The sequence below is a fragment of the Bradyrhizobium sp. JR3.5 genome (assembly GCF_054057015.1).
The window spans coordinates 1,291,507-1,315,272 of the sequence record NZ_JBSRYV010000001.1 but is presented as its reverse complement, the minus strand read 5'-3'; the positions used below and the strand labels follow the sequence as shown (position 1 = coordinate 1,315,272).

General features: G+C 64.7%; 22 protein-coding genes, 1 tRNA gene and 1 pseudogene. 10 read left to right on the top strand and 14 right to left on the bottom strand.

The window, feature by feature from the left end; all coding sequences use genetic code 11:
• Positions 1-118 precede the first annotated feature (118 nt).
• Entirely contained in the window at positions 119-1,324 is a 1,206-nt protein-coding gene (locus ACVWW1_RS06530; RefSeq protein ID WP_375775255.1) for an ABC transporter substrate-binding protein, read from the top strand.
• Positions 1,325-1,388: 64 nt separating this feature from the next.
• On the opposite strand, the gene ACVWW1_RS06525 is transcribed toward ACVWW1_RS06530, so the two are convergent.
• Positions 1,389-1,464 (bottom strand) — tRNA-Trp (locus ACVWW1_RS06525).
• Between the two features lie 169 nt (positions 1,465-1,633).
• On the opposite strand from ACVWW1_RS06525, the gene ACVWW1_RS06520 reads away from it, so the two are divergent.
• A complete protein-coding gene (locus tag ACVWW1_RS06520; RefSeq protein WP_456655268.1) occupies positions 1,634-2,857 on the top strand; it encodes a serine hydrolase domain-containing protein in 1,224 nt (407 codons plus the stop codon).
• Positions 2,858-2,939: 82 nt separating this feature from the next.
• On the opposite strand, the gene ACVWW1_RS06515 is transcribed toward ACVWW1_RS06520, so the two are convergent.
• Positions 2,940-3,707, bottom strand: coding sequence for an SDR family NAD(P)-dependent oxidoreductase (locus ACVWW1_RS06515; protein WP_092115009.1), 768 nt, complete (start codon positions 3,705-3,707; stop codon positions 2,940-2,942).
• Between the two features lie 74 nt (positions 3,708-3,781).
• The gene (locus ACVWW1_RS06510; RefSeq protein WP_456655267.1) at positions 3,782-4,489 is read right to left on the bottom strand and encodes a histidine phosphatase family protein; all 708 of its coding nucleotides are present in this window, start codon (positions 4,487-4,489) and stop codon (positions 3,782-3,784) included.
• A 140-nt stretch (positions 4,490-4,629) separates the two neighbouring features.
• Between ACVWW1_RS06510 and ACVWW1_RS06505 the strand changes: the two genes are divergently transcribed.
• Positions 4,630-5,415, top strand: coding sequence for an SDR family NAD(P)-dependent oxidoreductase (locus tag ACVWW1_RS06505; RefSeq protein ID WP_176530632.1), 786 nt, complete (start codon positions 4,630-4,632; stop codon positions 5,413-5,415).
• Between the two features lie 137 nt (positions 5,416-5,552).
• On the opposite strand, the gene ACVWW1_RS06500 is transcribed toward ACVWW1_RS06505, so the two are convergent.
• Both ACVWW1_RS06500 and ACVWW1_RS06495 read right to left on the bottom strand, forming a co-directional pair.
• Positions 5,553-5,705, bottom strand: a complete 153-nt coding sequence (locus ACVWW1_RS06500) for a hypothetical protein (protein WP_456655266.1) — start codon at positions 5,703-5,705, stop codon at positions 5,553-5,555.
• A gap of 30 nt (positions 5,706-5,735) precedes the next feature.
• Positions 5,736-5,861 (bottom strand): hypothetical protein, encoded by a 126-nt coding sequence (locus tag ACVWW1_RS06495; protein ID WP_456655265.1) that lies wholly within the window; start codon positions 5,859-5,861, stop codon positions 5,736-5,738.
• 168 nt (positions 5,862-6,029) lie between these two features.
• Between ACVWW1_RS06495 and argE the strand changes: the two genes are divergently transcribed.
• Positions 6,030-7,199 carry an acetylornithine deacetylase gene (argE, locus tag ACVWW1_RS06490; protein ID WP_456655264.1) on the top strand — a complete coding sequence of 390 codons (1,170 nt, stop codon included), beginning with the start codon at positions 6,030-6,032 and terminating at the stop codon, positions 7,197-7,199.
• Positions 7,200-7,237: 38 nt separating this feature from the next.
• Positions 7,238-7,996 (top strand): signal peptidase I, encoded by a 759-nt coding sequence (gene lepB / locus ACVWW1_RS06485; protein ID WP_456655263.1) that lies wholly within the window; start codon positions 7,238-7,240, stop codon positions 7,994-7,996.
• Positions 7,997-8,081: 85 nt separating this feature from the next.
• On the opposite strand, the gene ACVWW1_RS06480 is transcribed toward lepB, so the two are convergent.
• The 3 genes from ACVWW1_RS06480 to ACVWW1_RS06470 form a co-directional block, all read right to left on the bottom strand.
• Positions 8,082-8,996, bottom strand: coding sequence for a DMT family transporter (locus ACVWW1_RS06480; protein WP_456655262.1), 915 nt, complete (start codon positions 8,994-8,996; stop codon positions 8,082-8,084).
• A gap of 346 nt (positions 8,997-9,342) precedes the next feature.
• Positions 9,343-10,401, bottom strand: a complete 1,059-nt coding sequence (locus ACVWW1_RS06475; RefSeq protein WP_456655261.1) for a phosphotransferase family protein — start codon at positions 10,399-10,401, stop codon at positions 9,343-9,345.
• A 135-nt stretch (positions 10,402-10,536) separates the two neighbouring features.
• On the bottom strand, positions 10,537-11,769 hold the full coding sequence (locus ACVWW1_RS06470) for an acyl-CoA dehydrogenase family protein (protein WP_176530625.1): 1,233 nt from the start codon (positions 11,767-11,769) through the stop codon (positions 10,537-10,539).
• Positions 11,770-12,040: 271 nt separating this feature from the next.
• Here ACVWW1_RS06470 and ACVWW1_RS06465 point away from each other — a divergent pair, with 271 nt between their 5' ends.
• Positions 12,041-12,730 (top strand): TetR/AcrR family transcriptional regulator, encoded by a 690-nt coding sequence (locus tag ACVWW1_RS06465; RefSeq protein ID WP_176530624.1) that lies wholly within the window; start codon positions 12,041-12,043, stop codon positions 12,728-12,730.
• An 11-nt stretch (positions 12,731-12,741) separates the two neighbouring features.
• On the opposite strand, the gene ACVWW1_RS06460 is transcribed toward ACVWW1_RS06465, so the two are convergent.
• Complete coding sequence (locus ACVWW1_RS06460) at positions 12,742-13,137, bottom strand: RidA family protein (RefSeq protein WP_456655260.1); 396 nt, start codon at positions 13,135-13,137, stop codon at positions 12,742-12,744.
• 196 nt (positions 13,138-13,333) lie between these two features.
• On the bottom strand, positions 13,334-14,560 hold the full coding sequence (locus ACVWW1_RS06455) for a CaiB/BaiF CoA transferase family protein (protein ID WP_456655259.1): 1,227 nt from the start codon (positions 14,558-14,560) through the stop codon (positions 13,334-13,336).
• A gap of 286 nt (positions 14,561-14,846) precedes the next feature.
• Between ACVWW1_RS06455 and ACVWW1_RS06450 the strand changes: the two genes are divergently transcribed.
• On the top strand, positions 14,847-15,092 hold the full coding sequence (locus tag ACVWW1_RS06450; protein ID WP_456655258.1) for a hypothetical protein: 246 nt from the start codon (positions 14,847-14,849) through the stop codon (positions 15,090-15,092).
• Positions 15,093-15,142: 50 nt separating this feature from the next.
• Here the strand turns inward: ACVWW1_RS06450 and ACVWW1_RS06445 are convergent, their stop codons facing one another.
• Positions 15,143-15,976 (bottom strand): amidohydrolase family protein, encoded by an 834-nt coding sequence (locus ACVWW1_RS06445; RefSeq protein WP_456655257.1) that lies wholly within the window; start codon positions 15,974-15,976, stop codon positions 15,143-15,145.
• A gap of 125 nt (positions 15,977-16,101) precedes the next feature.
• Between ACVWW1_RS06445 and ACVWW1_RS06440 the strand changes: the two genes are divergently transcribed.
• A complete protein-coding gene (locus ACVWW1_RS06440) occupies positions 16,102-16,266 on the top strand; it encodes a hypothetical protein (protein WP_456655256.1) in 165 nt (54 codons plus the stop codon).
• On the opposite strand, the gene ACVWW1_RS06435 is transcribed toward ACVWW1_RS06440, so the two are convergent.
• From ACVWW1_RS06435 to nirB, 3 genes and pseudogenes are all read right to left on the bottom strand, one after another.
• The gene (locus tag ACVWW1_RS06435; RefSeq protein ID WP_456655255.1) at positions 16,242-19,061 is read right to left on the bottom strand and encodes a molybdopterin-dependent oxidoreductase; all 2,820 of its coding nucleotides are present in this window, start codon (positions 19,059-19,061) and stop codon (positions 16,242-16,244) included. The genes ACVWW1_RS06440 and ACVWW1_RS06435 overlap by 25 nt on opposite strands.
• A gap of 21 nt (positions 19,062-19,082) precedes the next feature.
• A complete protein-coding gene (gene nirD / locus ACVWW1_RS06430; protein ID WP_176530618.1) occupies positions 19,083-19,412 on the bottom strand; it encodes a nitrite reductase small subunit NirD in 330 nt (109 codons plus the stop codon).
• Positions 19,409-21,869, bottom strand: a pseudogene (gene nirB, locus ACVWW1_RS06425) (nitrite reductase large subunit NirB). Before nirB ends, nirD begins: the two are co-directional and overlap by 4 nt.
• A 113-nt stretch (positions 21,870-21,982) precedes the next feature.
• On the opposite strand from nirB, the gene ACVWW1_RS06420 reads away from it, so the two are divergent.
• Complete coding sequence (locus ACVWW1_RS06420) at positions 21,983-22,183, top strand: hypothetical protein (protein ID WP_456655254.1); 201 nt, start codon at positions 21,983-21,985, stop codon at positions 22,181-22,183.
• A gap of 321 nt (positions 22,184-22,504) precedes the next feature.
• Entirely contained in the window at positions 22,505-23,764 is a 1,260-nt protein-coding gene (locus ACVWW1_RS06415; RefSeq protein ID WP_176530615.1) for an MFS transporter, read from the top strand.
• The last annotated feature ends 2 nt before the right edge of the window (positions 23,765-23,766 follow it).

The following is a 23,766-nucleotide window of genomic DNA, read 5'->3' as shown; positions in this document are numbered from 1 at the left end:
CAAATCGGCTATTGTCGGCCGGATTGTCGCACCCGCCCGGCACGAATTGACACCGGAACCGGGCAAATCTAGCTTTGTCGGACAAACCGATAAGAACATCCTGGGGAGGTGCATCACCATGAAATCCATCGTCACGAGTCTGTCCGCTGCCGGCCTGATCGCGGCCGCGCTGGCGGGGCCCGCTCTCGCGCAACAGACGCCGCTCAAGATCGGCGTGCTGACCGATTTCCAGTCGGTCTATTCGGACATCGGCGGCGCCGGGAATGTCGAGGCCACCAAGATGGCGATCGAGGAGTTCGGTGGCTCGATGTTCGGCAAACCGATCGAGCTCGTCACCGCCGACGCCCTCAACAAGGCCGACGTCGCCGCCACCATCACCCGCAAATGGTACGAGGCCGAGAATGTCGACATGATCATCGACATGCCGACCTCGGCGACCGCGCTCGCCGGCATGGAGATGTCGAAGCAGTTCGAGAAGATCATGATCGTGACGGACGCGGCGAGCTCCGACATCACGGGCAAGTCCTGCTCGCCCTACACACTGCACTGGACCTACGACACCTACGCCAACGCCCACACCGTCGGCAGCGCGATCGTCAAGAACGGCGGCGACAGCTGGTTCTTCATCACCGCCGACTACGTGTTCGGCCACTCGATCGAGCGCGACACCGGCGACGTGGTCCGCGCCGCCGGCGGCAAGGTGCTCGGCAGCGCCCGGCATCCGCTCAACACGCCGGACTTCTCGTCGTTCCTGCTGCAAGCGCAGTCGTCGAAGGCGAAGATCGTCGGTCTCGCCAATGGCGGCGGCGACACCATCAACGCGATCAAGCAGGCCGCCGAGTTCGGCATCGTCGCCGGCGGGCAGAACCTCGCCGGCATCGTGATGTTCATCTCGGACATCCACAGCCTCGGGCTGAAGCTCGCGCAGGGCCTGATCATCACCGAGGCCTACTACTGGGATCTCAACGACCGCACCCGCGCCTTCGGCAAGCGCTTCTTCGAGCGCATGAAGCGGATGCCGACCATGAACCAGGCCGCGACCTACAGCGCCACCCTGCACTACCTCAACGCGGTGAAGGCCGCCGGCACCAAGGAGACCAAGCCGGTGCTGGCGAAGATGCGCGCGACCCCGGTCCGCGACGCCTTCACCGACAACGGCGTGGTGCGCGAGGACGGCCGCATGGTGCACTCGATGTTCCTGTTCGAGGTCAAGAAGCCCGAGGAATCGAAGGCGCCGTGGGATTACTACAAGGTGCTCGCCGAGGTGCCCGGCGACCAGGCGTTCCGGCCGCTGAAGGACGGCGGCTGCCCGCTCATCAAGTGAGTGAATACGATCATGGCCGGGGTCCAGGACCTCGGCCAACACCTTCAAATGATTGGGTAAAATCTGGCAGGAGTGGCAGGGCTCGAACCTGCGACCCCCGGTTTTGGAGACCGGTGCTCTACCAATTGAGCTACACTCCTGCAGGGAACCAGCGTCGCCGCCGGTTCGCGCCGTTTCAAGCACAGGGCATGGCCGGTTTGCAAGGGCGAAGCGGTGAAGCTTCTGTTCATTGCAAAACTTCTGCGCCAGACTTCGGCCATCACTCCACGTCGGCGCTCCGCCGCAAGAATCAAGAACCCGGGAGAGACCATGAACGCCCAGACCGCCACCAAGCACGCCGCCAGCCCAACCACCCCGTCCCTCCCGCTCGCCAAACCCGAATCGATCGGACTGTCGAGCACGCGGCTGCAGGCACTGTCCGACACCTTCAAGCGCGAGGTCGACAAGGGAACCGCGCCCGGCTTCACGGTGCTGGTGGCGCGGCGCGGCCAGATCGGCTGGTTCGATGCGATCGGCCGGCAGAGCCCGGCGGCGTCGGCGCCGATGACGCATGACACGATCTTCCGCATCTTCTCGATGACCAAGCCGATCGTCTCGGTCGGCATCATGATGCTGCTGGAAGACGGCCACTTCCTGCTCAACGACCCCGTCGCGAAATTCATTCCCGAATTCGCCGAGACCAAGGTCGGCGTCGAGCACAACGGCAAGCTCGAGCTGGTCCCGGTCCAACGGCAGATGACGATCCAGGACCTGCTGCGCCACACCTCAGGCTTGACGTATGACCACACCGGCAACGGCCCGGTGCAGCAGCTCTACCAGCAGTCGCGGCTGCGCAGCCGCAAGATCACCAATGCCGAGCACGCCACCATGCTCGCCGGCATGCCGCTGATCTGCCAGCCCGGCGCCGAGTGGAACTACAGCCGCTCCACCGACATCCTCGGCCGCATCATCGAAGTCGTCAGCGGGAAGACGCTCGGCGAATTCCTCGCTGAACGCATCCTCTCGCCGCTGCAGATGAACGAGACCGCCTTCCACACCCCGGAAGCCAACGCCGGCCGGCTCGCCGAGGCCTTTGCCAATGATCCCTGGACCAACGAGAAGGTGCAGCTGTTCAACATGCTGGAGAAGCCGGCGATGGAATCCGGCGGCGGCGGACTGGTGTCGACCACGATGGACTATGCGCGTTTCGCGCAGATGCTGCTCAACGGCGGCTCGCTCGACGGCACCAGGATCATCGGCCGCAAGACGCTCGAATTCATGGCCTCCGACCACCTCGGCGCCCGCGTCAAGATCCAGGGCACGCTGGTGTCGCCCGGCCACAGTTTCGGCCTCGGCTTCGCCGTGCGCATGCAGCAGGGCATCGCGCCGTTCTCCGGTTCGGTCGGCCAATACTTCTGGAGCGGCATGGCCGGCACGTTCTTCTGGATCGATCCGCGCGAAGACCTGATCGCGGTCTTCATGATGCAGGGGCCGGGCCAGCGCGAATATACCCGCTCGCTGGTGCGCAACGGCGTCTACGCGGCGGTGGAGTGACGTCATTGCGGCTCGAGACCCCCGATGCGCAATTGCGCATCGGGGGTTCGCGCTGACGCGCGCCCCGGGATGACGCTTCGCGTCAGCTGATCGTCGCGCCGCCGTCGATCACGATGGTCTGGCCGGTGAGGAAGTCGCCGGCGCGCGAGCCCATCAACACGGCGGCGCCGGCGATCTCGTCAGGCACGCCGATCCGCAGCAGCGGCGAGCGCGCGGTCGAGGCCTTCAGCGTGTCCGGATTGTCCCACAGCGCCTTGGCGAAGTCGGTCTTGATCAGGCCCGGCGCGATGCAGTTCACGCGGATATTGTGCTTGCCATATTCGCAGGCGAGGTTGCGTGCGAGCTGCATGTCGGCGGCCTTCGAGATCGCGTAGGCGCCGAGCACGGTCGAGCCCTTGAGGCCGCCGATCGAGGACACGATGATGATGGAGCCGTCCTTGCGCTCGATCATCTGCGGCACCACCATCGAGATCAACCAGTTGTTGGCGACGATGTTGTTGTCGAGGATCTTGCGGAACTGATCGTCGGAGATGCCGGCAAGCGGACCGTAATACGGGTTCGACGCCGCGTTGCAGACCAGCACGTCGATCTTGCCGAAGGCGCGATTGCTCTCGTCGACCAGATTTTGCAGGTTTTCCTTCGACGAGATGTTGGCGGCGATCGCGACCGCGGTGCCCTTGCCGAACTTGCCGTTGATGTCGCCCGCGACCTGCTCGCAGACGTCGGCCTTGCGCGAGGAGATCACGACCTTGGCGCCGTGCTCGGCCATGCGCTCGGCAATGGCGAGCCCGATGCCGCGCGTCGAGCCGGTGATGACGGCGACTTTTCCCTTCATGTCGAACAAGGTCATGTTTCTCTCCCTGATGTAAGGCGTTGAATTCTGTGTTCAGCTTAGGCAGCGTTCCGGTGTTGCGATAGCAGCAATCACGCAAGCTTGCTCGCCGGCCGGACTTCAGGTCCGGACGGCTGATGCATCGCGGCGTGCCTGGGATCGGCGATCCAGGGCTGCTGGTTCACCATCGGTAGCCGCCAGGTCGACAGGCCGATGCCTGCGATGTGATCGAGCCGCGTCACCGAGACATTGTCGATGTCGAAGGACAGGCCCCGGTCCGGCTGGCCGCCGAGCGCAAGACCGACCGCGGCCCGGATCACGCCGCCGTGGCCGACCGCGATGATGTTCTTGCCCGGCTCAGCAGCCGTGATCCGCACGATCGTGCGGCAGACCCGTGTGTAGAGATCCATGAAGCTCTCGCCGCCGGGCGCGGGCTCGTTGACGTCGGCAAACCAGCTTCTGCCGGGGGGCTGGCGCGCGAGCAGTGCGGCCCGGTTCATGCCCTGCCACTGGCCGAGATGCTGTTCGGCGAAGTCGCGTTCCTGCGTCATGTTGGCCGGTTTCGGAAAACCTGCGGCCCAGATCGCTTCCGCGGTCTTGTGCGTGCGCTTCAGATTGCTCGAATACCAGACCGCATCGCGTGGCAGCATCTTGGCGACTGCCTCGAACACTTCGACGTCGCCGGTGTCGCAGTCGATATCCTCTTGTCCGTAGATGTTGCCGCCGTCGCTGCGCACCGGCGCGTGGCGAACCCACCACCACCGCGTCACCGTCACGTGAGGCTTGTCTGGATTGGACATCGGATGAGCCCTTCAATACTGTCCCGTCTCGCTGTACGTCACGCCGCACATCGTCTCAAGTGCTTCGGACGTTTGAAATTTTGTTTGAATTCCGTCGCGCGGCAGACGCGCCACGGACCATGTGAACAGGGAGAAAAACCATGGGCCGCCTCGAAGGCAAATCCGTCATCATCACCGGCGCTGGAAGCGGCATCGGCCGCGCCGCCTCGCTGCTGTTCACCAAGGAAGGTGCCAAGCTGATCGCGGTCGATCGCAGCGAGGGCGTCAACGAGACCGCCAAGCTGGTGCGCGATGCCGGCGGCACGGTCGAAGCCGTCACCGCCGATGCCGGCTCGGAGAGCGACGTGAAGGCGTTCATCGACAAGGCGCTGTCGACGTACGGCAAGCTCGACGCGATCTGGGCCAATGCCGGCGTCAGCGGCGGCCTCGTGCCGCTGGCCGACCAGACCCCGGAACATTGGCAGGAAGTGCTGCGCGTCAATCTGATCGGGCCCTTCCTCGCGATCAAGCATTCGATCCCGCACATGACCAAGCAGGGCTCCGGCTCGATCGTCTGCACCGCCTCGGTCGCAGGCCTGAAGGCCGGCGCCAGCGGACATCCCTATGGCGCGAGCAAGGCCGGCGTGATCAGCCTGGTGCAGACCACCGCCTACTCGCTCTCCGGCACCGGCGTGCGCATCAACGCCGTCTGCCCGGGCCTGATCGAGACCGGCATGACCAAGCCGGTGTTCGATCGCGCCAAGGAGCGCGGCACCCAGGACAAGATCGGCCAACTCAATCCGCTGAAGCGCCCCGGCCAGCCGCACGAACTCGCCGCGATGGGATTGTTCCTGGCGAGCGACGAGGCGTCCTACGTCAACGGCCAGGCCATCCCGGTCGACGGCGGCCTCACCGCGTCGATGCCGTATACGGGCAAGCCGATTTAGCAACGGCATTCTCCTCCGTTCGCGGCGCGAGTCTGCATGGTGCGATGACGGCGCCACATCCACCACCGTCGTCCCGGCGAAAGCCGGGACCCATAGCCACAGGGTTGTGTTGTTGGAAACAAGCCGTGGCCCCAGCGTCACGCAACAATGCGCATTTGTGGCAATGGCCCAACCATCGGGCCGTGCTCGGCATGGGTGACCCGCTTGATCTCGCTCCATTCGGGATCGGCCATGAATAACGCCCATTGCGCGATCTTGGTCGCCTCGTCGGGCCATTCGAGCAAGTACACGAACTCGGTGCGGTCACCGATTTTCGTTTCCTACATGCTTGCGAATTTGAACCCGTAACGCCCCGTCATGATCCGCGCCGCGTGATCGCGGAACCGGGCGTGAAACGCGGCCTTGTTCTTCTCGAATATCTCGTAGATGCGCAATTGCTGGATCATGCGATCTCCCGGTCGTTACATGGGGCGACGGAAGCGGACCCGCAATAACGTCCCGCAGCGGCCCGAATATTGCTTGGCCCCGGCAGGCAAACCAGCTGTTATACTTTGCTGGCAGGATCGCCGGTACATCAGCAATTCCTCGCACACTCCCTCGCACACGAACAGGCAATGCAAAATCAACGCCCCGACCGTATCCGCAAGCTCTTGGCCGACCTCGTCGCGTTCGGCACCATAAGCGACCGCAGCAACCTGCCCCTGATCGACTACATCGAGCGCTACCTCGCCTCGCTTGGCGTCAGCGGACAGCGCATCGTCGATGACACCGGACAGAAGTCCTCGTTGTGGGTCACGGTCGGCCCCGAGGACAAGGCCGGGCTGGTTCTGTCGGGGCATACCGATGTCGTGCCGGTTGCGGGACAGGACTGGAGCCACAACCCGTTCGAGCTCGTCGAGCGTGACGGGCGGCTGTACGGCCGCGGCACCACCGACATGAAGGGCTTTGTCGCGGTCTGTCTTGCGATGGTTCCGGAAATGCTCGCGGCCGATCTGAAGACGCCGATCAATCTTGCGATCTCCTATGACGAGGAGATCGGTTGCGTTGGCGTGCGCCCGATGCTGCGCGACGTCGCACGCAAGCCGATCAGGCCGCTCGGCTGCTTCGTCGGCGAGCCGACCCAGATGCAGGTGATCATCGGCCACAAGGGCAAGCACGGCGTGCGCGCCACGTTCCGCGGGCTCGCCCGCCACTCCTCGATCGCGCCTGATGGCGTCAACGCCATCGAATACGCGGCCGACCTGATCACCGAAATCCGCCGCCGCGCCGCGCTGCTGGCCGCGGATGCCGAGCGAGCCAGCCTCTACGACGTCCCGCACTCGACCCTGCTCACCAGCATCGTGCATGGCGGCGCCGCGCTGAACATCGTGCCTGACAGTTGCGTGGTGGAATTCGAATGCCGCGGCATCGGCATCACCGAGTCCCGGCAGGTGACGGACGCGATCATCGCCTGGGCCAAGGCTGAAATCGAGCCTGCCATGCGCAAGCGGCACCCGGAGTGCGGAATCGATTTCGAGGAAATCCTCGACTACCCCGCACTCGACACCGCAGCGGACGCGCCCATCGTCACGCTCGCCAAGCAGCTCGCCGGCCGCAACGACCACGCCAAGGTCGCGTTCGGCACCGAGGCGAGCCTGTTCGTCAGCATGGCCGATGTGCCGTCGGTGGTGGTCGGCCCCGGCTCGATCGCGCAGGCGCACACGCCGGATGAGTTCGTCGAGATGTCGCAGCTCGCGGCTTGCGGCGATTTCATCGCGCGGCTGATCGCGCATTGCGCGAAGTGATGTGGTCATGCGTAGGGTGTGAAACAGGAACCGGGACCATGTCGACCGAAAAGCAACGTCAGCAAGGTGGGATCGCGGAAACTTTCCGCGTGGCCGTGCAGGCGCTGATCATCGCGCTAGTCATCCGCACCTTCCTGTTCCAGTCCTTCAACATCCCGTCGGAGTCGATGGAATCGACGTTGCTGGTCGGCGACTACCTTTTTCTCTCGAAATACAGCTACGGCTACACCCACTATTCCCTGCCCTTCTCGCCGCCGCTGTTCTCGGGCCGCATCTTCGGCTCCGAACCCAAGCCCGGCGATGTCGTGGTGTTCCGGCTGCCGAGCGACGACTCCGTTGATTTCATCAAGCGCGTGATCGGCCTGCCCGGCGATCGCATTCAAATGATCGACGGGCAGCTGTACATCAACGGCACCGCGGTGAAGCGCGAGCGGGTCGATGACTATGTCGATCGCGACGAGGGGCCGCGCCCGGTCCGCGTCAAGCGCTGGCGCGAGACCCTGCCGAACGGGGTCAGCTACGACACGCTCGATCGCATCGAGCGGTCCGAATACGACAACACGCCGGTCTATGTGGTGCCGCCGGGGCATTTCTTCGCGATGGGCGACAACCGCGACAACTCGGCCGACAGCCGCGTGCCGCCCGCGCGCGGCGGCGTCGGCTACGTGCCGTTCGAGAACCTGATCGGGCAAGCCAAGATGATCTTTTTCTCGATCGGCAACGAAGCGCCGGCATGGCAAGTGTGGCGCTGGCCGTCCTCGGTGCGCTGGAACCGGCTGTTCACCGGCATTCACTGATGTTCCGAGCGCAGGGCGGGTTAGCGAAGCGTAACCCGCCGCACCGTCGGCGGATTACGCCTTCGGCTAATCCGCCTACACTGCATCACAACCCGTCCGGCGGCAGGCCGGGCCCCGTCGCGGCCGGGCGGAGCTTGTCGCGCTTGCGCTCGCGGTAGAAGGCGTAGAGGCCGGAGGCGACGATGATCGCAGCGCCCGCGAGCATCTGAACGTCGGGCTGGTGGCCGAAGGCGAGATAACCGAGCAGCATCGCCCACAGTAACGCGGAGTAGCGGAACGGCGCCACCGCCGAGATGTCGCCCGTGCGCAGCGACACGATGATGCATTGGTAGCCGATCAGGATCAGCACCGCGGCCAGCACGAGCAGGCCGAGGGCGTGGCCGGACGGCGGTTTCCAGCCGCCCAGCGGGACAAGAACAGCAGCGCCTGCCGTCGTCACCGTCACGGTGGTGAGCAGCGTGATGAACACGGTCGGCAGCGCTTTCGGGATGCGGCGGGTGGCGAGATCGCGCACCGCGCAGAAGCCGACCGACGCCAGCGCCAGAAGCGACGCCTGGCTGAAGCCCTCCGCCCCCGGCCGGACGATGACCAGTACGCCGATGAAGCCGGCGGCGATCGCGAGCCAGCGCCGCCAGCCGACCGGCTCGCCGAACACCAGCGCCGCGCCCAGCGTGATCACGAGCGGCAGCGCCTGGAAGATCGCCGACGCATTGGCGAGCGGGATCTGCGAAATCGCCGAGAGATAGGTCAGCGTGCCGCCGATCTCGCCCATCACGCGCAGTCCGACCGGCCAGATCAGCAGTGCGCCAAAACTGCGTAGCGCGTCGCGGTACCAGGCGAGTGCTGCGACCAGCACCATCGCGACCAGACCGCGGACCAGCAGGATCTCCCCGATGTTGAGCTCCGCCGACACCGCCTTGGTGATGGCGTCGTTGGCCGTGAAGCTGGCCATGGCCGCAGCCATGAACAGGCTGCCGCGAAGATTCGAGGAAAGGGCCAAAGTGAAAATGTCCGATCAGGACGAGGGCGGGCGTTGACCGGACTGACTTGCCAAAGCGGCGCAGCGAACTCAAGTCACAGATGGCTACAATACGGAAACATGCCGCAGTTCGCAGAAGCGGCGCGAACTCTGGTGGATCGCCGCCGGCCCTGTGCTCCCTCGCCCCGCTCTTGCGAGGAGAGGGTTGGGGTGACGGGCTGCCTCGGCAAACTCGGTGAAAGACGGACTCGCGGAGAGTCCCCCTCACCCGGATCGCATCTTGCTATGCGATCCGACCTCTCCCCGCACGCGGGGCGAGGTGAAGCGGAAGCAGAAGCGGCGCGAGGGATCGCGCCGCGTTTCCTCATCAGGTTGCACCGGCCTTCTGCGCGTATTCCCATGACGCCTGCGACAGCGGCACGGTGCGCTTGGCCGACTCGAGGGCCTTGGCATTCGCGGCGGTGCCGTCGCGGACCCGGCCCGCAATGCCCTGCGTGATGCCGGCGAGGCGGAACAGGTTGTAGGAGAAGTACCAGTTCAGATCCGGCACAGCCATGCCGGTGACGTCGCAGTAGATCTGCGCGGCCTCGTCCTGGCTCGGAATGTTCAGCGCCTTGAGGTCGGCATTGGCGAGACCCGGCATGGTCCACTGCATCAACAGATAGGTGAAGTCGGCCATGGGATCGCCGAGCGTCGACAATTCCCAGTCCAGCACCGCCTGCACCCGCGGCTCGGTGGCGTGGAAGATCATGTTGTCGAGGCGATAGTCGCCGTGCACGATCGAGACGCGCTTTTGCTCCGGCACCGTCTTCGGCAGCCACTCCGCCAGCTTCTCGAATTCAGGAATGTGCTGCGTCTCGGACGCACGATACTGCTTGGTCCAGCGGTCGACCTGGCGCGCAAAATAATTGCCGGGCTTGCCGAAATCGCCGAGGCCGATCTTTTCGGGATCGAGCATGTGCAGCTTCGCCAGCGTCTCGATCTTGCTGGTGAAGATCTTGCGGCGCGCGTCGGGCTGCTGGCTCGGCAGCGTCGGATCCCAGAACACCCGCCCCTCCTCCATCGACATGATGTAGAAGGCCGAGCCGATCACCGCATCGTCGGTGCACAGCGCGTAGGCTTTCGCGACCGGGAAATTCTGCTTGCCGAGCGCCGCGATGACGCGGAACTCGCGATCCACCGCATGGGCCGACGGCAACAATTTACCGAACGGACGGCGCCGCATCACATAGTTGCGGCCGGGGGTCTCGAGCTTGTAGGTCGGGTTGGACTGGCCACCCTTGAACTGCAGGACCTTGAGCGGGCCCTGATAGCCCTCGACGTGTTCCTGCATCCAAGCCGCGAGGTTCGCCTCGTTGATACGATGGCGCTCCTCGACTTCCCTTGTGCCGGAAAATTCTTCGTCTTTCCTGACGCCGTCCGCCACGATGACGCTCCCTCAACTCATTTTTCTCGGCAGCACCGCCGGGCGCCGCCGCGATCAGGCTGGCACGCCAGCCTGATTTCTCTTTTTCATTCTGAGCACGATGTCAGCGCGAACGCCATGCGTTCCGCATCATGCTCAGTGCGACGTGTTTGCATACTTCCGAAGTTCAAGTCTGGCAATGGCGCGATTGTGCACCTCGTCCGGACCGTCGGCCAGCCGCAGCGTACGGATATGGGCATAGTCTTTGGCGAGCCCGGCCTCGTCGGAGACGCCGCCGCCGCCATATGCCTGGATCGCGTTGTCGATGATCCTCAGTGCCATGTTCGGTGCGGTGACCTTGATCATCGCGATCTCGGCCTGCGCGGTTTTGTTGCCGACCTTGTCCATCATGTCGGCGGCCTTGAGGCACAGCAGGCGATTCATCTCGATGTCGGCGCGGGCCTCGCCGATGCGCTGCTCCCAGACCGAATGCTCGATGATCTTCTTGCCGAACGCGGTGCGCGAGGCGAGCCGCTTCACCATCTTCTCCAGCGCCTCCTCGGCCTTGCCGATGGTGCGCATGCAGTGATGGATGCGGCCCGGGCCGAGACGGCCCTGCGCGATCTCGAAGCCGCGGCCCTCGCCAAGCAGGATGTTCTCCTTCGGCACGCGGACGTTTTCGAGCAGCACCTGGGCATGGCCGTGCGGCGCATCGTCGAAGCCGAACACCGGCAGCATCTTCTCGACCTTGATGCCGGGAGTGTCGAGCGGCACCAGGATCTGCGATTGCTGCTGATGCTTGGCGGCGTTGAAGTCAGTCTTGCCCATCAGGATCGCGATCTTGCAGCGGGGATCGCCGACGCCCGACGACCACCATTTGCGGCCGTTGATGACGTAGTGGTCGCCGTCGCGCTCGATGCGGGTCTCGATGTTGGTGGCGTCAGACGAAGCCACGGCCGGCTCGGTCATCAGGAAGGCGGAGCGGATCTCGCCGTCCATCAGCGGGCGCAGCCATTTGCGCTTCTGCTCCTTGGTGCCGTAGCGGATGAACACTTCCATGTTGCCGGTATCGGGAGCGGAGCAGTTGAACACTTCGGATGCCCAGGAGATACGGCCCATCTCTTCCGACAGCAGCGCGTATTCGAGGTTGCTCAATCCCGCGCCGTGGAATTCGTCGTCCTCATGCGAGGACGGCGGCATGAACATGTTCCAGAGGCCCTCGGCCTTCGCCTTCTTCTTCAGATCCTCAAGGATCGGGATCACCTTCCAGCGCGGGCCTTCAGCATCCTGCTTGTCGTAGATCGGCACCGCCGGACGAACATGCGTCTTCATGAAGGCCTGAACGCGCTCAAGCCATTCCTTCTGCCTGGCCGACAACGTGAAATCCATGGGACGCTCCTCGTTTCCTAGACTTGGGCTTTGGACCAGGCCTTGAGTTCGGGCCTTGGCCTTTTGGGCAACATTGTTGACCTCGCCTCCGCGGCCCGCAAGGGCGTTCACGGAAACGGCGGCGGTGGTGTGCCAGAACGCCGCCCCGCGATCAGCGGATTGACATTTCCGGTTCTTCAAACGATAGTTTCATACAAATGTTTGAAATGCAACTCCCTGTCGTCTTCGTCATTCCCCGGCGCACCGCGGAATAACGGAAAGGCTCTCAGCCATGGCCAGCGACCAGACCCGATCCGCCATTCTCGCCGCCGCCGAGCGGCTCTATGCCGACCGCGGCTTCGGCGACGTCACGCTGCGCGACATCGTCGCGGAGGCAAACGTCAACCTCGCGGCGGTGAACTATCATTTCGGCTCCAAGGACGAATTGATCGCGGAGCTGTTCGTCACCCGCAGCATCCAGACCAACCGCGAACGTCTCAATGAATTGAAGGCGGCCGAGGAATCAGGCGGCGGACGCGCCTCGATCGAGGACATCATGCGCGCCCTCGTCGGCCCGACCCTGCGCGGCTGCCTCGGGCCGGATCGCGAGGGCTCGACCGCGGCGCGCTTCATGATCCGCGCCTCGATCGAATCGGTGCCGCCGATCCGCCGTATCAAGAACCGCGAGGTCGATCATTTGCGCAAATTCGCCGCGGCGATGCGCCGCGCGATGCCGGGCCGCGACGACACCGAGCTGTACTGGGGCCTGCACTTCGCGCTCGCGATGGCGCATCACACCATCCGCGAGAAGGAACGCCTGCTGCGGCTATCCGAAGGCAAATGCGACCTCGACGACGTCCGCGCCATCATCGATCGCGTGGTCACGGTCTCGGTGATGGCGCTGACGATGGGCGACGTGCCGAGCAAGCCGGCGCTGCGGCCGGTCGTGGTGCACGGCCGACTGACGCGCCAGGATCTGTAGGGTTTTCCGCGCTACACTATCGCGATGCAATCGATCTCGATATCGAACGGCCCAGTCCATTCCGGGATGCAGACGAAGATCCGCGCCGGCAGATCGTCCGCAAAGTATCTCCGGTAGATCGCGTTGAAGGTCGCGAAGTGTTTTGCCGAGGTGCAGAAGATGTTGCACTTCATCACGTTGTCGAACGACGCGCCGGCGGCCTCCAGGCACTGCCTGAGCTGCTCCATCACCAGCTCGCTCTGCCGCTCGATCGAGGCGCCGGCCGCGATCTCGCCGGTTGCCGGATCGAACGGCGGCAGGCCGGACACAAAGACCATGTTGCCGGCACGGGTGACTGCCGACGCCGGCGCCTTCCAGCGCTCCAGCCAGCTTGAGATCGGTTCGACGCGCACCACTTCCCGTTTCATGATTGGCACCCTCGATAAGGGATCGATGGCGCCAATCTAGCAGGCTCGTGTCAAGAATGCTTCGATACAGATCGAAGTGTTGTAGCGCAGTAGACCGTCATCCTGAGGTGCGAGCTCTTGCGAGCCTCGAAGGATGAACGGCCCGGCCGGTGGCCGATTCATCCTTATCGGCTAACGGCTGTTGGCGCACCAGCGCCTACAGGATCCCCTGCGCCTTCAGTCCTTCGACCTTGGCGTCGTCATAGCCGATGGTCGCCAGCACGTCCTTGGTGTCGGCCCCGAGCAGCGGCGGGGCGCGGTATTCGGTGATCGGCGTGCCCGAGAAGGTCAGCGCGTTGCGGATCAGCGACAGATTCGGCTCGAAGGGGTGATCGACCTTCACCCGCATGCCGCGCGACTGCACATGCGGATCGCTGAACACCTGCTCGAAATTGTTGATCGGGCCCGACGGCACGCCCGCCTCCTCGAGCTTCTCCAGCCAGTAGGCGACCGGATGCTTCAGGAACAGGCCGGCGAAGATCGCCATGATCTCCTTGCCGTGCACGACGCGGTCGTTGTTCTTGATGAAGCGCTTGTCGTTGGCGAGCTCGGGTTCGCCGAGCACGGCGCAGGTGCGCTGGAACTGGCCGTCATTGCCGACCACCAGCATCAATTCGCCGTCGGTGCAGCGGAACACGCCGGCGGGCATGCCGCCATTGCCCCAGGTGCCGCGGCGCGGCGGCATGTTGCCGTTGACGAGATAGATCTGCAGCCAATGTGACAACGAGGCGATCACCGTATCGAACAGGCAGACGTCGACATGCTGCCCTTCGCCGTTGTTGGCGTCGCGATGGTACAGCGCCGACAGAATTCCGATCGAGGTGTTCATGCCGGTCATGTAGTCGACGATCGAGGGACCGACCTTCATCGGGCCCGCGCCGGGCTCGCCGTCGATATGGCCGGTGACGCTCATCAGGCCGCCCATCGCCTGCAGGATCGCGTCATAGCCGGCGCGCGTGGCATAGGGACCGGTCTGGCCGAAGCCGGTCACCGAGCAATAGATGATGCCGGGGTTGAGCTGCTTGATGGTGTCGTAGTCGAGGCCGTAGCGCTTGAGATCGCCGACCTTGTAGTTCTCCATCATCACGTCGACCGACTTGGCGAGCTCGCGGATGATCGCCTGCCCTTCGGGCTTGGCGATGTTGACGGTGACCGACTTCTTGTTGCGGTTGGCGCAGAGGTAGAACGAGTTGTTGTTGTTCGCCTTGCCTTCGGGATCGGCGAGATAGGGCGGGCCAAAGGCGCGGGCATCGTCGCCGCCGCCGGGCCGCTCGATCTTGATCACCTCGGCGCCGAGATCCGCCAGCATCTGGGCCGACAGCGGGCCCGCGAGCACCCGCGTGAGGTCGAGAATCTTGATGCCCGAAAGTGGCAGAGCCGACATGAACGTTCCTCCGAAATCTCGCTAAATCTTGATTATCCGGCGCCGGACCGTGTCTTGCCCGTTTCTTGCCCGTCTCCTGGGCGCGCCAGAGCTTGCCGATACACCATTTTGCTGCCGCGAGCACTGCATTGTCGGCATGAAGCCATCCCCGTGTGGCGCAGCGGCGGGGGTCCTTCGGGAACCCGCCGCGAGTATCGGGCCGATTGCCGCCACGCGAAATTGTGAAGTTGGCCGACACCGATTTGCCGCAGCATCAGCGGTATTTTACCGCGACGAGGAGGACATCATGCGGACGATCGCAACAGTCGGACTGCTGCTGACCCTGGTTGCGGCCGCAATACCGCCGGCGGATGCGCGCGGCGGCCACGGCCATGGCGGCGGCTTGCACGGCATGCATGCCGGCGGCGTAAGTCGCGGTGGCGGATTTGCCGCCGACAAACGCCACGCCGACGACCCCTACACCAAGGCAGCCTCCGAAGAGGAGGACCGCCTGCTCAACAACAAGCTGAAGAGCATCTGCCGCGGGTGCTAAAGCGTGTCGTGATAATTCCGCAATGGGCCAGAGGCGGCAGCAAACCTGGTTCACGTCCAGCGAAGCCGCGCCAGGATCGCGCGGCCCATGATCCAGTCCTTGTCGCTTTCGGTGAGGAACGGAAGCTCCTCTGTGAATTGCGTCACGCGCTGCCGGTAGGTGGCCCGGGCGAATGAATTGGTGACATCGGTTCCCCAGTGGCAGCGCTCCGGTCCGTAGGCGTCGAATAGGCGGTGGATATGCGGGATCACGTCACGGAATGGATATGGCTCAGTCGAAATCAGCGGGACTGACGACAACTTCACCGACACATTGGCATACTTTGCGAGCGCGACCGCCTGGGCAATAGCTTCCGGCACCGCGTTGCTGCTTGTGGAATCCGATGAATCATGACGAGGGCGTAGGCCTGCGCCGACGCCCATGTGGTCGATGATGAGCGTCAGTTGCGGGTGTCGCTCGGCGATGCGGGCGAACAGCGATGTCTGGCCCGACGTCAGAAACATCACAGGTAGGCGGGCCTTCTCCGCCGCCGGCCAGAACCAGTCCGCGGTTCCGTCGGTCAGCCACGCCGCTTCGCCGGGGCCGAAGTTCAACCTCACACCCAGCACGCCGGGCTGGTCGCGCCAGGTCGCAAGCCGTGCCGCGCGGTCGGGCTTGTCGAGGGCGACACGCGCCATGATGGCGAAGCGGCCGGGGTACCGTTTGACCGCCTCTTGGGCATAGTCGATGCGCTCGCCTTCGAGCGACACTGGCGGAACGATGACGACGCGGTCGACGCCAGCCTCGTCCATCAGTGGAATTATTCGCTCAATGGTGAAGGGCTCCGGTAGCTGCGCGGTTTGGCACCGGGGAGCCAGGGTCTTTCCGGCGTGCTCGCGGGCCACAGGTGAACCTGCGAATCAACGATCACTCGCTCTTGCTGCGCGACTGTTGCCGGCACGTACTGCATTGACAGCGCGACACCGGTCGCGACCGTGCCGGTCAGAAAATGACGGCGTGAAGGCATGTGATGTCCTTCCTGTTCTATCGTTTTGGTCACGACATGATGGTGATCGACACGACGCCCCTGAGCAGAGGTGACAGCAAACTGGCTCGCAATATTGAAAGATCACATCAGAAAATTGCGATCATAGAAATGGGGTTTAAAGGTCAATTTGCGTCGCAACAACCTTGAACCGCGCGTGTCCCGGTTGGGTCAAGGCCGGACGCACTCAAGGTGGGTATGACGAATCCGCTTATGGGCGGATAGCGCCCCAATTGCACGGCTTGCGCTTCGCCCTGGCGCCGCCGCGACGCGCGGAAACTCAGGATGCGATCGCCTGTCGCGACTGCGTCGTCGGCGCCGACCAGCTTGCCGATCTCGGGCTTGCAGCCGCCGCAATTGGTGCCCGCCTTCAGGCAACGGCCGATCGCCTCGACGCTGCCGGCGCCCTTCCTAATCTCGGCCGTGATCTGGTGCCGTCCGACGCTGAAGCAGGAGCAGACGATCGGACCGACATCCTCGCCGGCGCCGAACGGCCGCCCGGCGAGCAGCGCCATCCGCGCATTGGCCGACAATTGTTGCTCCGCGAACAACCCGGCGAGCCAGGCCCGCGACGGCAGCGCGTGATGGGGCGCGATGAACACGCAGCCCTCGAGCCGGCCGTCGCGCACCGCCGCGTAGCGGAAACGGCCAGCGGCCGGATCGCGATAGGCGATCCATTCGATCTCGATACCTTCGAGGCCGAGCTGCGCGCGCGCCCAGTCGCGCCAGCTCTCCGGGCGGGCGTCGAGCGCAAGCTCCAGCCGCGTGCAATCGCCGGCCTTGCCGTAAACCCAGTAGCCGGTTGCCGGACGCTTGATCGCATCGCGGCTTAGGATAAAGGCGTGCCATTTCGGCGCGTAGGGATCGGCCTTGACCGGCGTGTGCTTGGACTCCGGCTGGCCGGACAGCGGATCGACCGCCGGATTGACCAGCGCGTTGACGCGCCCCTCACCGGCAAATTCCTCGTTCCAGTGCATCGGCACGAACACACAGCCGCGGCGCTGGTCGGGGCTGACCACGACGCGCGCAATCATCTCGCCCCAGCTACTCGTCAGCCGCACCAGCCCTTCATTCTGCAGGCCGGCCTGCCGCGCATCCTCGGGGTGAAACTCGGCATAGGGCTCGAAGATATGCGACAGCAGCCGACCGGTTTTCCCGGTCCGGGTCATGGTGTGCCACTGATCTCTGATCCGGCCGGTGTTGAGCACCAGCGGAAAATCGCGGCTGGTGGCATGCCGCGCCGCGCGCGGCACGACCGGCACGAAACGCGCCTTGCGGTCCGGCGTGAAGAATTGCTGGCTCTCGAACATCCGCGGCGTGCCGGCCGGATGGTCACGCGTCACCGGCCACTGCACCGGCGCCAGCGCGTCATAGGCGCCGTCATCGAGCGCAGCCAGCGCCGAGATGTCGAAATCGCGCTGACCGTTATTCTCGAAGCCCGACAGTTCGGCGTGCTCGCGGAACACCTCTGCGGCTGACGCGTAATCGAAGCCGGGATAGCCCATGCGGGCAGCAACGTCGCAGATGATCCGCCAGTCGGCGCGCGCCTCGCCGGGTGCGGCGAGGAACGGCCGCTGCCGCGAAATCCGGCGCTCGGAATTGGTGACGGTGCCGTCCTTCTCGCCCCACGCCAGCGCCGGCAGCAGCACGTCGGCATGGCGCGTGGTGTCGGTGTCGCGCATGCAGTCCGTCACCACGACGAGCTCGCAGGCGTCGAGCGCGGCGCGCGCACGGTCGGCATCGGGCAGGCTCACCACCGGATTGGTCGAGATGATCCACACCGCCTTGATGCGGCCGTCGGCGATCGCATCGAACATGTCGACAGCTTTCAACCCGCCCTTCTCCGCAATCACAGGCGCGCGCCAGAACCGCTGCACCAGATCGCGATGCGCCGGGTTCTCGATCTCCATATGCGCGGCAAGCTGGTTGGCGAGCCCGCCGACCTCGCGGCCGCCCATCGCGTTGGGCTGCCCGGTCAGCGAGAACGGCCCCATGCCGGGACGGCCGATGCGCCCGGTCAAGAGGTGGCAATTGATGATGGCGTTGACCTTGTCGACGCCGCTCGACGACTGGTTGATGCCCTGCGAATACAGCGTGACGACGCGCTCGGTCCGGGTGAACCAGTCGAAGAACAGTCCGACCGCGCCTTCGCTCAGCCCACACGTCGCAGCCGTCTGCGCCAGGGTCTGGCCGGCCACCTGCTTGAGGGCGTCGACGATCCCCGTCGTGCAATTGCCGACAAAGCCGCGATCGACCGCATTGCTGCCGGCGAGGAACGCGAACAGCCCGTTGAACAGCACGCTGTCGCTGCCCGAGCGCAGCGGCAGATGCAGATCGGCGCCCTCGCAGGTCGCGGTGCGGCGCGGATCGATCACCACGATCTTGCACGCCGGGTTCTTTTCCTTCGCCGCCAGCATCCGCTGATGCAGGATCGGATGGCACCAGGCGGCGTTAGAGCCGACCAGCACCAGAAGGTCGGCCTGCTCGAGATCCTCGTAACAGCCCGGCACGGTGTCGCTGCCGAAGGCGCGTTTGTGACCGGCGACGCTGGAGGCCATGCACAGACGCGAATTGGTGTCGATATTGGCGGTGCCGACAAAGCCCTTGGCGAGCTTGTTGATGACGTAATAGTCCTCGGTCAGGAGCTGGCCGGAGACATAGAACGCGACCGCGTCGGGCCCGTGCTCGCGAATAACGCGACTGAAGCCATCGGCGACACGATCGAGCGCGTCATCCCACGCCGCCGGCGCGCCGTCGACGACAGGCGCGAGCAAACGCCCGTCGAGATCAATGGTCTCGGCGAGCGCCGAGCCCTTGCTGCAAAGCCGGCCGAAATTGGCCGGATGCTGGTTGTCTCCCTCGACCCGGACGGCGCCCGCCGCGTCCCTCGACGCGATGACGCCACAGCCGACACCGCAATAGGGACACGTGGTCTTGACGGACATGGCTCGCCAATCCTTGCCCGCTCAGCTCACCGCAGCCGCCTGCCGCACCGACAACCAGACAACGCCGTTCTCGACCTTGGCCAGATGAGTATGCGTGCAGCCTTCGTCGGGCGCGACCGCCTGCCCGCTCGCCAGCTCGATGACGAAATTATGCAGCGGACAGGTCACGCGCTTGTTGTGCACGATGCCTTGCGATAGCGGCCCGCCCTTGTGCGGGCAGCGGTCGTCGAGCGCGAACACCTCGTCGCTTTCGGTCCGGAACACCGCGATGTTGCCGCCTGGCGTGCGCACCACGCGCGAGCCGAGCCGCGGAATGTCCTCGAGCGCGCCGATTTCGATCCAGCTGGTCATGCGAGCTCCAATTCGGCGAGAGGCGCGAACTCGTTGCGGTCGACGCCGCGGCTGGCGCGCTCGGCCCACGGATCGGTCTGCGCGAACTGCTGCGAATGGGCAAAGCGGGCGAACAGCGCCTTGCGGTTCGCGATGTCGTCGACCACCCGCTTCCTGATCTGCTCGAGACCGACGCGGTCGCACCATTTGTACATGCGCTCCAGATACCAGCCCTCCTCGCGGTAAAGCTGGGTCAGCGCCACGATCACCTCGAGCGTCTCGTCCTCGGTCTCGACCTTGGTCAGGAACTCGGTGCCCTTGATGTGCAAGCCCGCGGCGCCGGCGAAATGGATCTCGTAGCCGGAATCGACGCAGACCACGCCGACGTCCTTGCAGGTCGCTTCCGCGCAGTTGCGCGGGCAGCCCGAGACGCCGAGCTTGACCTTGGCCGGCGTCCACGAGCCCCACATGAACTTCTCGAGCTTGACGCCGAGGCCGGTGGAGTCCTGGGTGCCGAAGCGGCACCATTCGGAGCCGACGCAGGTCTTCACCGTGCGCAGGCCCTTGGCGTAGGCATGACCCGACACCATGCCGGCGTCGTTGAGATCGGCCCACACCGCCGGCAGGTCCTCCTTCTTGACGCCAAGCAGGTCGATGCGCTGGCCGCCGGTGACCTTCACCGTCGGGATGTTGAATTTCTCGGCGACGTCGGCGATGGCGCGCAGCTCGCTCGGCGTGGTGACACCGCCCCACATCCGCGGCACCACCGAATAGGTGCCGTCCTTCTGGATGTTGGCGTGGACGCGCTCATTGATGAAGCGCGACTGCTGGTCGTCGCGATACTCGCCCGGCCAGGTCGCGAGCAGGTAGTAATTGAGCGCCGGACGGCAGGAGTGGCAGCCGTTGAGCGTCTTCCACTCCATGAAGCGCATGACGGCGGGAATGGTCTTGAGCTGCTGCTCGACGATGACGCGGCGAACGTCGTCGTGGCTGTGATCGGTGCACTTGCACAGCGGCTTGACCTTCGGCGCCGCCGAATTAGTCGCCGCCGAGCGTGAACGCCAGCACCTGCTCGACCAGGCCGGTGCAGGAGCCGCAGGAAGATGAGGCCTTGGTATGGGCGCGGACGTCGTCGAGTGTGAACAGCTTCTTCTCGGAGATCGCCTTGACGATCGCGCCCTTGCAGACGCCATTGCAGCCGCAGATCTCGGTCTCGTCGCTCATCGCGGCAACCGAGTTTTGGCCGCTGACTCCGCCCTCGCCAAGATTGGCGGCGCCGAACACCAGGCGCTCGCGCATATGCGAGACGTCGGTGCCGTCGCGCAGATGCTGGAAGTACCAGGGGCCGTCGATGGTGTCGCCATAGAGCACGGCGCCGACGATCTTCTTGTCCTTCAGGATGATGCGCTTGTAGACGCCGCGATTGGCGTCCTGCAGCACGATCTCCTCCTTGTCCGGGCCCGGCGCGAAGTCGCCGGCCGAGAACAGGTCGATGCCGGTGACCTTCAGCTTGGTTGAGGTGACCGAGCCGTCATAGGTGGCAAAGCCCTTCATCGCGAGGTGGTTGGCGCAGACCTTGGCCTGGTCGAACAGCGGAGCGACGAGACCGTAGGTCTGGCGGCGGTGCTGCACGCATTCGCCGACCGCGTAGATGCGGCCGTCATAGGTCTGCATGGTGTCGGAGACGACGATGCCGCGCTCGCAGTAAAGCCCGGCCTTCTTGGCGAGCTCGAAGTTCGGGCGGATGCCGACTGCCATCACCACGAGATCGGCCGGCAGCTCGGTGCCGTCGCCGAAGCGCACGCCGGTGACGCGGTCCTCGCCCAGGATCGCCTGGGTCTGTGCCGGCATCTTGAACACCATGCCGCGCTCTTCCAGCGACTTGCGCAGCAGTCCGCCGGCCACCGGATCGAGCTGGCGCTCCATCAAGGTGTCGAGCAGATGCACCACCGTGACGTTCATGCCGCGCTTCATCAGCCCGTTGGCGGCTTCGAGGCCCAAGAGGCCGCCGCCGATCACGACCGCGTTGCGATAGTCGGTCGAGGCCTTGATCATGCGGTCGACATCATAGATGTCGCGGAAGCCGATCACGCCCGGCAGGTCCTTGCCGGGCAGCGGCAGCATGATCGGATTTGAGCCCGTCGCGATCAGCAGGCGGTCATAGGGAACGCGCTCGCCTGCCTCGGTGACGACTTCACAGGTGCGGCGATCGATCATGCTGATCGTCTCGCCCTTGCGCAGCGTGATGTTATTGTCCTCGTACCAGTCGACGGTGTTGAGCATGATATCGTCGACGGTCTTCTCGCCGGCGAGCACCGGCGACAGCAGGATGCGGTTGTAATTACCGTACGGCTCGGAGCCGAACACCGTGATGTCGTAGAGATCGGGGGCGCGCTCGAGCAGCGCCTCCACCGTGCGGATGCCGGCCATCCCGTTGCCGATCACCACGAGCTTCTGCCTGGTCACTTTGTCGAGCATGGTCTGCCTTTCAATTCCGACGGCGCTGCGCAGCGACGCGATGTGCGTCGTTGATGGGCACCGATAAAGGTTGGAGTTGTAGGAAGCCCAGCCGCGGGCGCAGACCGTCTTCGATGACGACCGATGTTCCGTTACTGACTGATATTCAAAACGCGTGCCAACTCGGGGCGGACGAATCTTACAGCAGAATCAATACGTTTTCGGCGACCGCGCACCTGCCCAATGATGCGCCGCGCGGCCGGCTGGCCGAATTTTTAGCCACGGCGATGATCTCTTGTGCAGCACAGCATCGCCGGCCGCGATCGCAATCGTGAACCCGTTATTGATACGCCATGGCGCGCTCGTGGCGCGTCGCACAAGAAAGCATCAGCGTGCGCGTTTGCGCGGCGGCACTTGCTGCAAGCCACGCCAATTCCGATCGCCGAACTTGGTTCGGGATCTCGCGGCAACGTCTTGCGACTGCAAGGCAAAGCGACGCGATCGATTCGATGGCACGCAAATTGCTGACCTGAACTCTTGACGGAGTGCGCCTCAACGACGAGCGCGCACACGCATTCACCCACATTCGATTTATCAGCGCCCGAGAGAACCGTACGTGTGCGGCTATCTCCGCCGCATCACCGCGAGACGTTGCGATGAAGCTAGCCGAGTTCAAGAAGGCAGGTCACTGGCCGACCCTGCTCGCCGCGTTCCTGTATTTCGACATCAGTTTCATGGCGTGGGTCGCGCTCGGACCGCTGATCGTCTACATCGCGCGCGACATGAACCTGGCCGTGAACGAGAAGTTCACCCTGGTCGCCATTCCCGTTCTCGCCGGGGCGCTGTTGCGCGTGCCGATGGGCATTCTCGCCGACATCATCGGCGCCAAGCGCACCGGCATCATCGCCCAACTCGTCGTGATCGTTGCGACCGCATCGGTCTGGCATTTCGGGCTGACCAGCAAGCTCGCGATCGAGCTGTTCGGGCTTGCGCTCGGCGTCGGCGGCGCCTCGTTCGCGGTCGCCCTGCCCCAGGCCAGCCGCTGGTATCCGCCGCAATATCAGGGCGTGGTCATGGGGATCGCCGGTGCCGGCAATATGGGCGTCGTGCTCGACACGCTGCTTGCACCGAGCATTGCCGAACATTGGGGCTGGCAGGCCGTGTTCGGCTGCCTCTTGATTCCGATGCTGATGGTGCTCGCCTATTACGCGTTCGCGGCCAAGGACGCGCCGGGCGAGCGCAAGAAGATCTCGCTGAAGGCCTACGGCGCGCTGCTGAAGGATTCCGACAGCCGCTGGTTCATGTTCTTCTACTTCATCACCTTCGGCGGCTTCGTCGGCCTCGCCAACGCGCTGCCACTCTATTTCACCGTGCAGTATCACGTCTCGGGCGTGGCGGCCGGCATGCTGGTCGCGCTGATCGTCGCGTTCGGTTCGGGATTCCGCCCGGTCGGCGGCATGATTGCCGACCGCATCGGCGGCATTCGTTCGCTGTCGATCCTGTTCGGCGTCGTCGTCGCGGCCTATCTCGTGATCGCCTTCATGCCGGAAGGCCCGACGGCGCCGGCTGCGGGCGGCTGGGCGTTGACCGAGTTGCCGCGCATCGCCTGGATCTCGGTGCTGCTGTTCTCGATCGGCGTGCTGGCGCTCGGCATGGGCAATGGCGCGGTGTTCCAGCTGATCCCGCTGCGCTTCCGCCACGAGATCGGCCTGATGACCGGGCTTGTCGGCTGCGCCGGCGGCATCGGCGGCTTCTTCCTCGCCCAGACGCTCGGCTTCGCCAAGGGCATGACCGGCGGTTTCGGCGCCGGCTTCCTGTTCTTCGGCGCGCTGGCGTTGCTTGGGTTCATCGGACTTGCCATGGTCAAGGTCCGCTGGCGCACCACCTGGGGCGCGGTGTCGGGAGCGCGCGTCTGACG

Coding starts and splice junctions, on each gene's coding strand:
- ACVWW1_RS06450 (WP_456655258.1), top strand. CDS start 14,847: ATGCGGACGATCGCAACAGTCGGACTGCTGCTGACCCTGGTTGCGGCC.
- argE (WP_456655264.1), top strand. CDS start 6,030: ATGCAAAATCAACGCCCCGACCGTATCCGCAAGCTCTTGGCCGACCTC.
- ACVWW1_RS06515 (WP_092115009.1), bottom strand. CDS start 3,707: ATGACCTTGTTCGACATGAAGGGAAAAGTCGCCGTCATCACCGGCTCG.
- ACVWW1_RS06495 (WP_456655265.1), bottom strand. CDS start 5,861: ATGATCCAGCAATTGCGCATCTACGAGATATTCGAGAAGAACAAGGCC.
- ACVWW1_RS06470 (WP_176530625.1), bottom strand. CDS start 11,769: ATGGATTTCACGTTGTCGGCCAGGCAGAAGGAATGGCTTGAGCGCGTT.
- ACVWW1_RS06415 (WP_176530615.1), top strand. CDS start 22,505: ATGAAGCTAGCCGAGTTCAAGAAGGCAGGTCACTGGCCGACCCTGCTC.
- ACVWW1_RS06420 (WP_456655254.1), top strand. CDS start 21,983: ATGACGACCGATGTTCCGTTACTGACTGATATTCAAAACGCGTGCCAA.
- ACVWW1_RS06465 (WP_176530624.1), top strand. CDS start 12,041: ATGGCCAGCGACCAGACCCGATCCGCCATTCTCGCCGCCGCCGAGCGG.
- ACVWW1_RS06510 (WP_456655267.1), bottom strand. CDS start 4,489: ATGTCCAATCCAGACAAGCCTCACGTGACGGTGACGCGGTGGTGGTGG.
- ACVWW1_RS06440 (WP_456655256.1), top strand. CDS start 16,102: ATGTCCTTCCTGTTCTATCGTTTTGGTCACGACATGATGGTGATCGAC.
- nirD (WP_176530618.1), bottom strand. CDS start 19,412: ATGACCAGCTGGATCGAAATCGGCGCGCTCGAGGACATTCCGCGGCTC.
- ACVWW1_RS06455 (WP_456655259.1), bottom strand. CDS start 14,560: ATGTCGGCTCTGCCACTTTCGGGCATCAAGATTCTCGACCTCACGCGG.
- ACVWW1_RS06530 (WP_375775255.1), top strand. CDS start 119: ATGAAATCCATCGTCACGAGTCTGTCCGCTGCCGGCCTGATCGCGGCC.
- lepB (WP_456655263.1), top strand. CDS start 7,238: ATGTCGACCGAAAAGCAACGTCAGCAAGGTGGGATCGCGGAAACTTTC.
- ACVWW1_RS06520 (WP_456655268.1), top strand. CDS start 1,634: ATGAACGCCCAGACCGCCACCAAGCACGCCGCCAGCCCAACCACCCCG.
- ACVWW1_RS06435 (WP_456655255.1), bottom strand. CDS start 19,061: ATGTCCGTCAAGACCACGTGTCCCTATTGCGGTGTCGGCTGTGGCGTC.
- ACVWW1_RS06460 (WP_456655260.1), bottom strand. CDS start 13,137: ATGAAACGGGAAGTGGTGCGCGTCGAACCGATCTCAAGCTGGCTGGAG.
- ACVWW1_RS06505 (WP_176530632.1), top strand. CDS start 4,630: ATGGGCCGCCTCGAAGGCAAATCCGTCATCATCACCGGCGCTGGAAGC.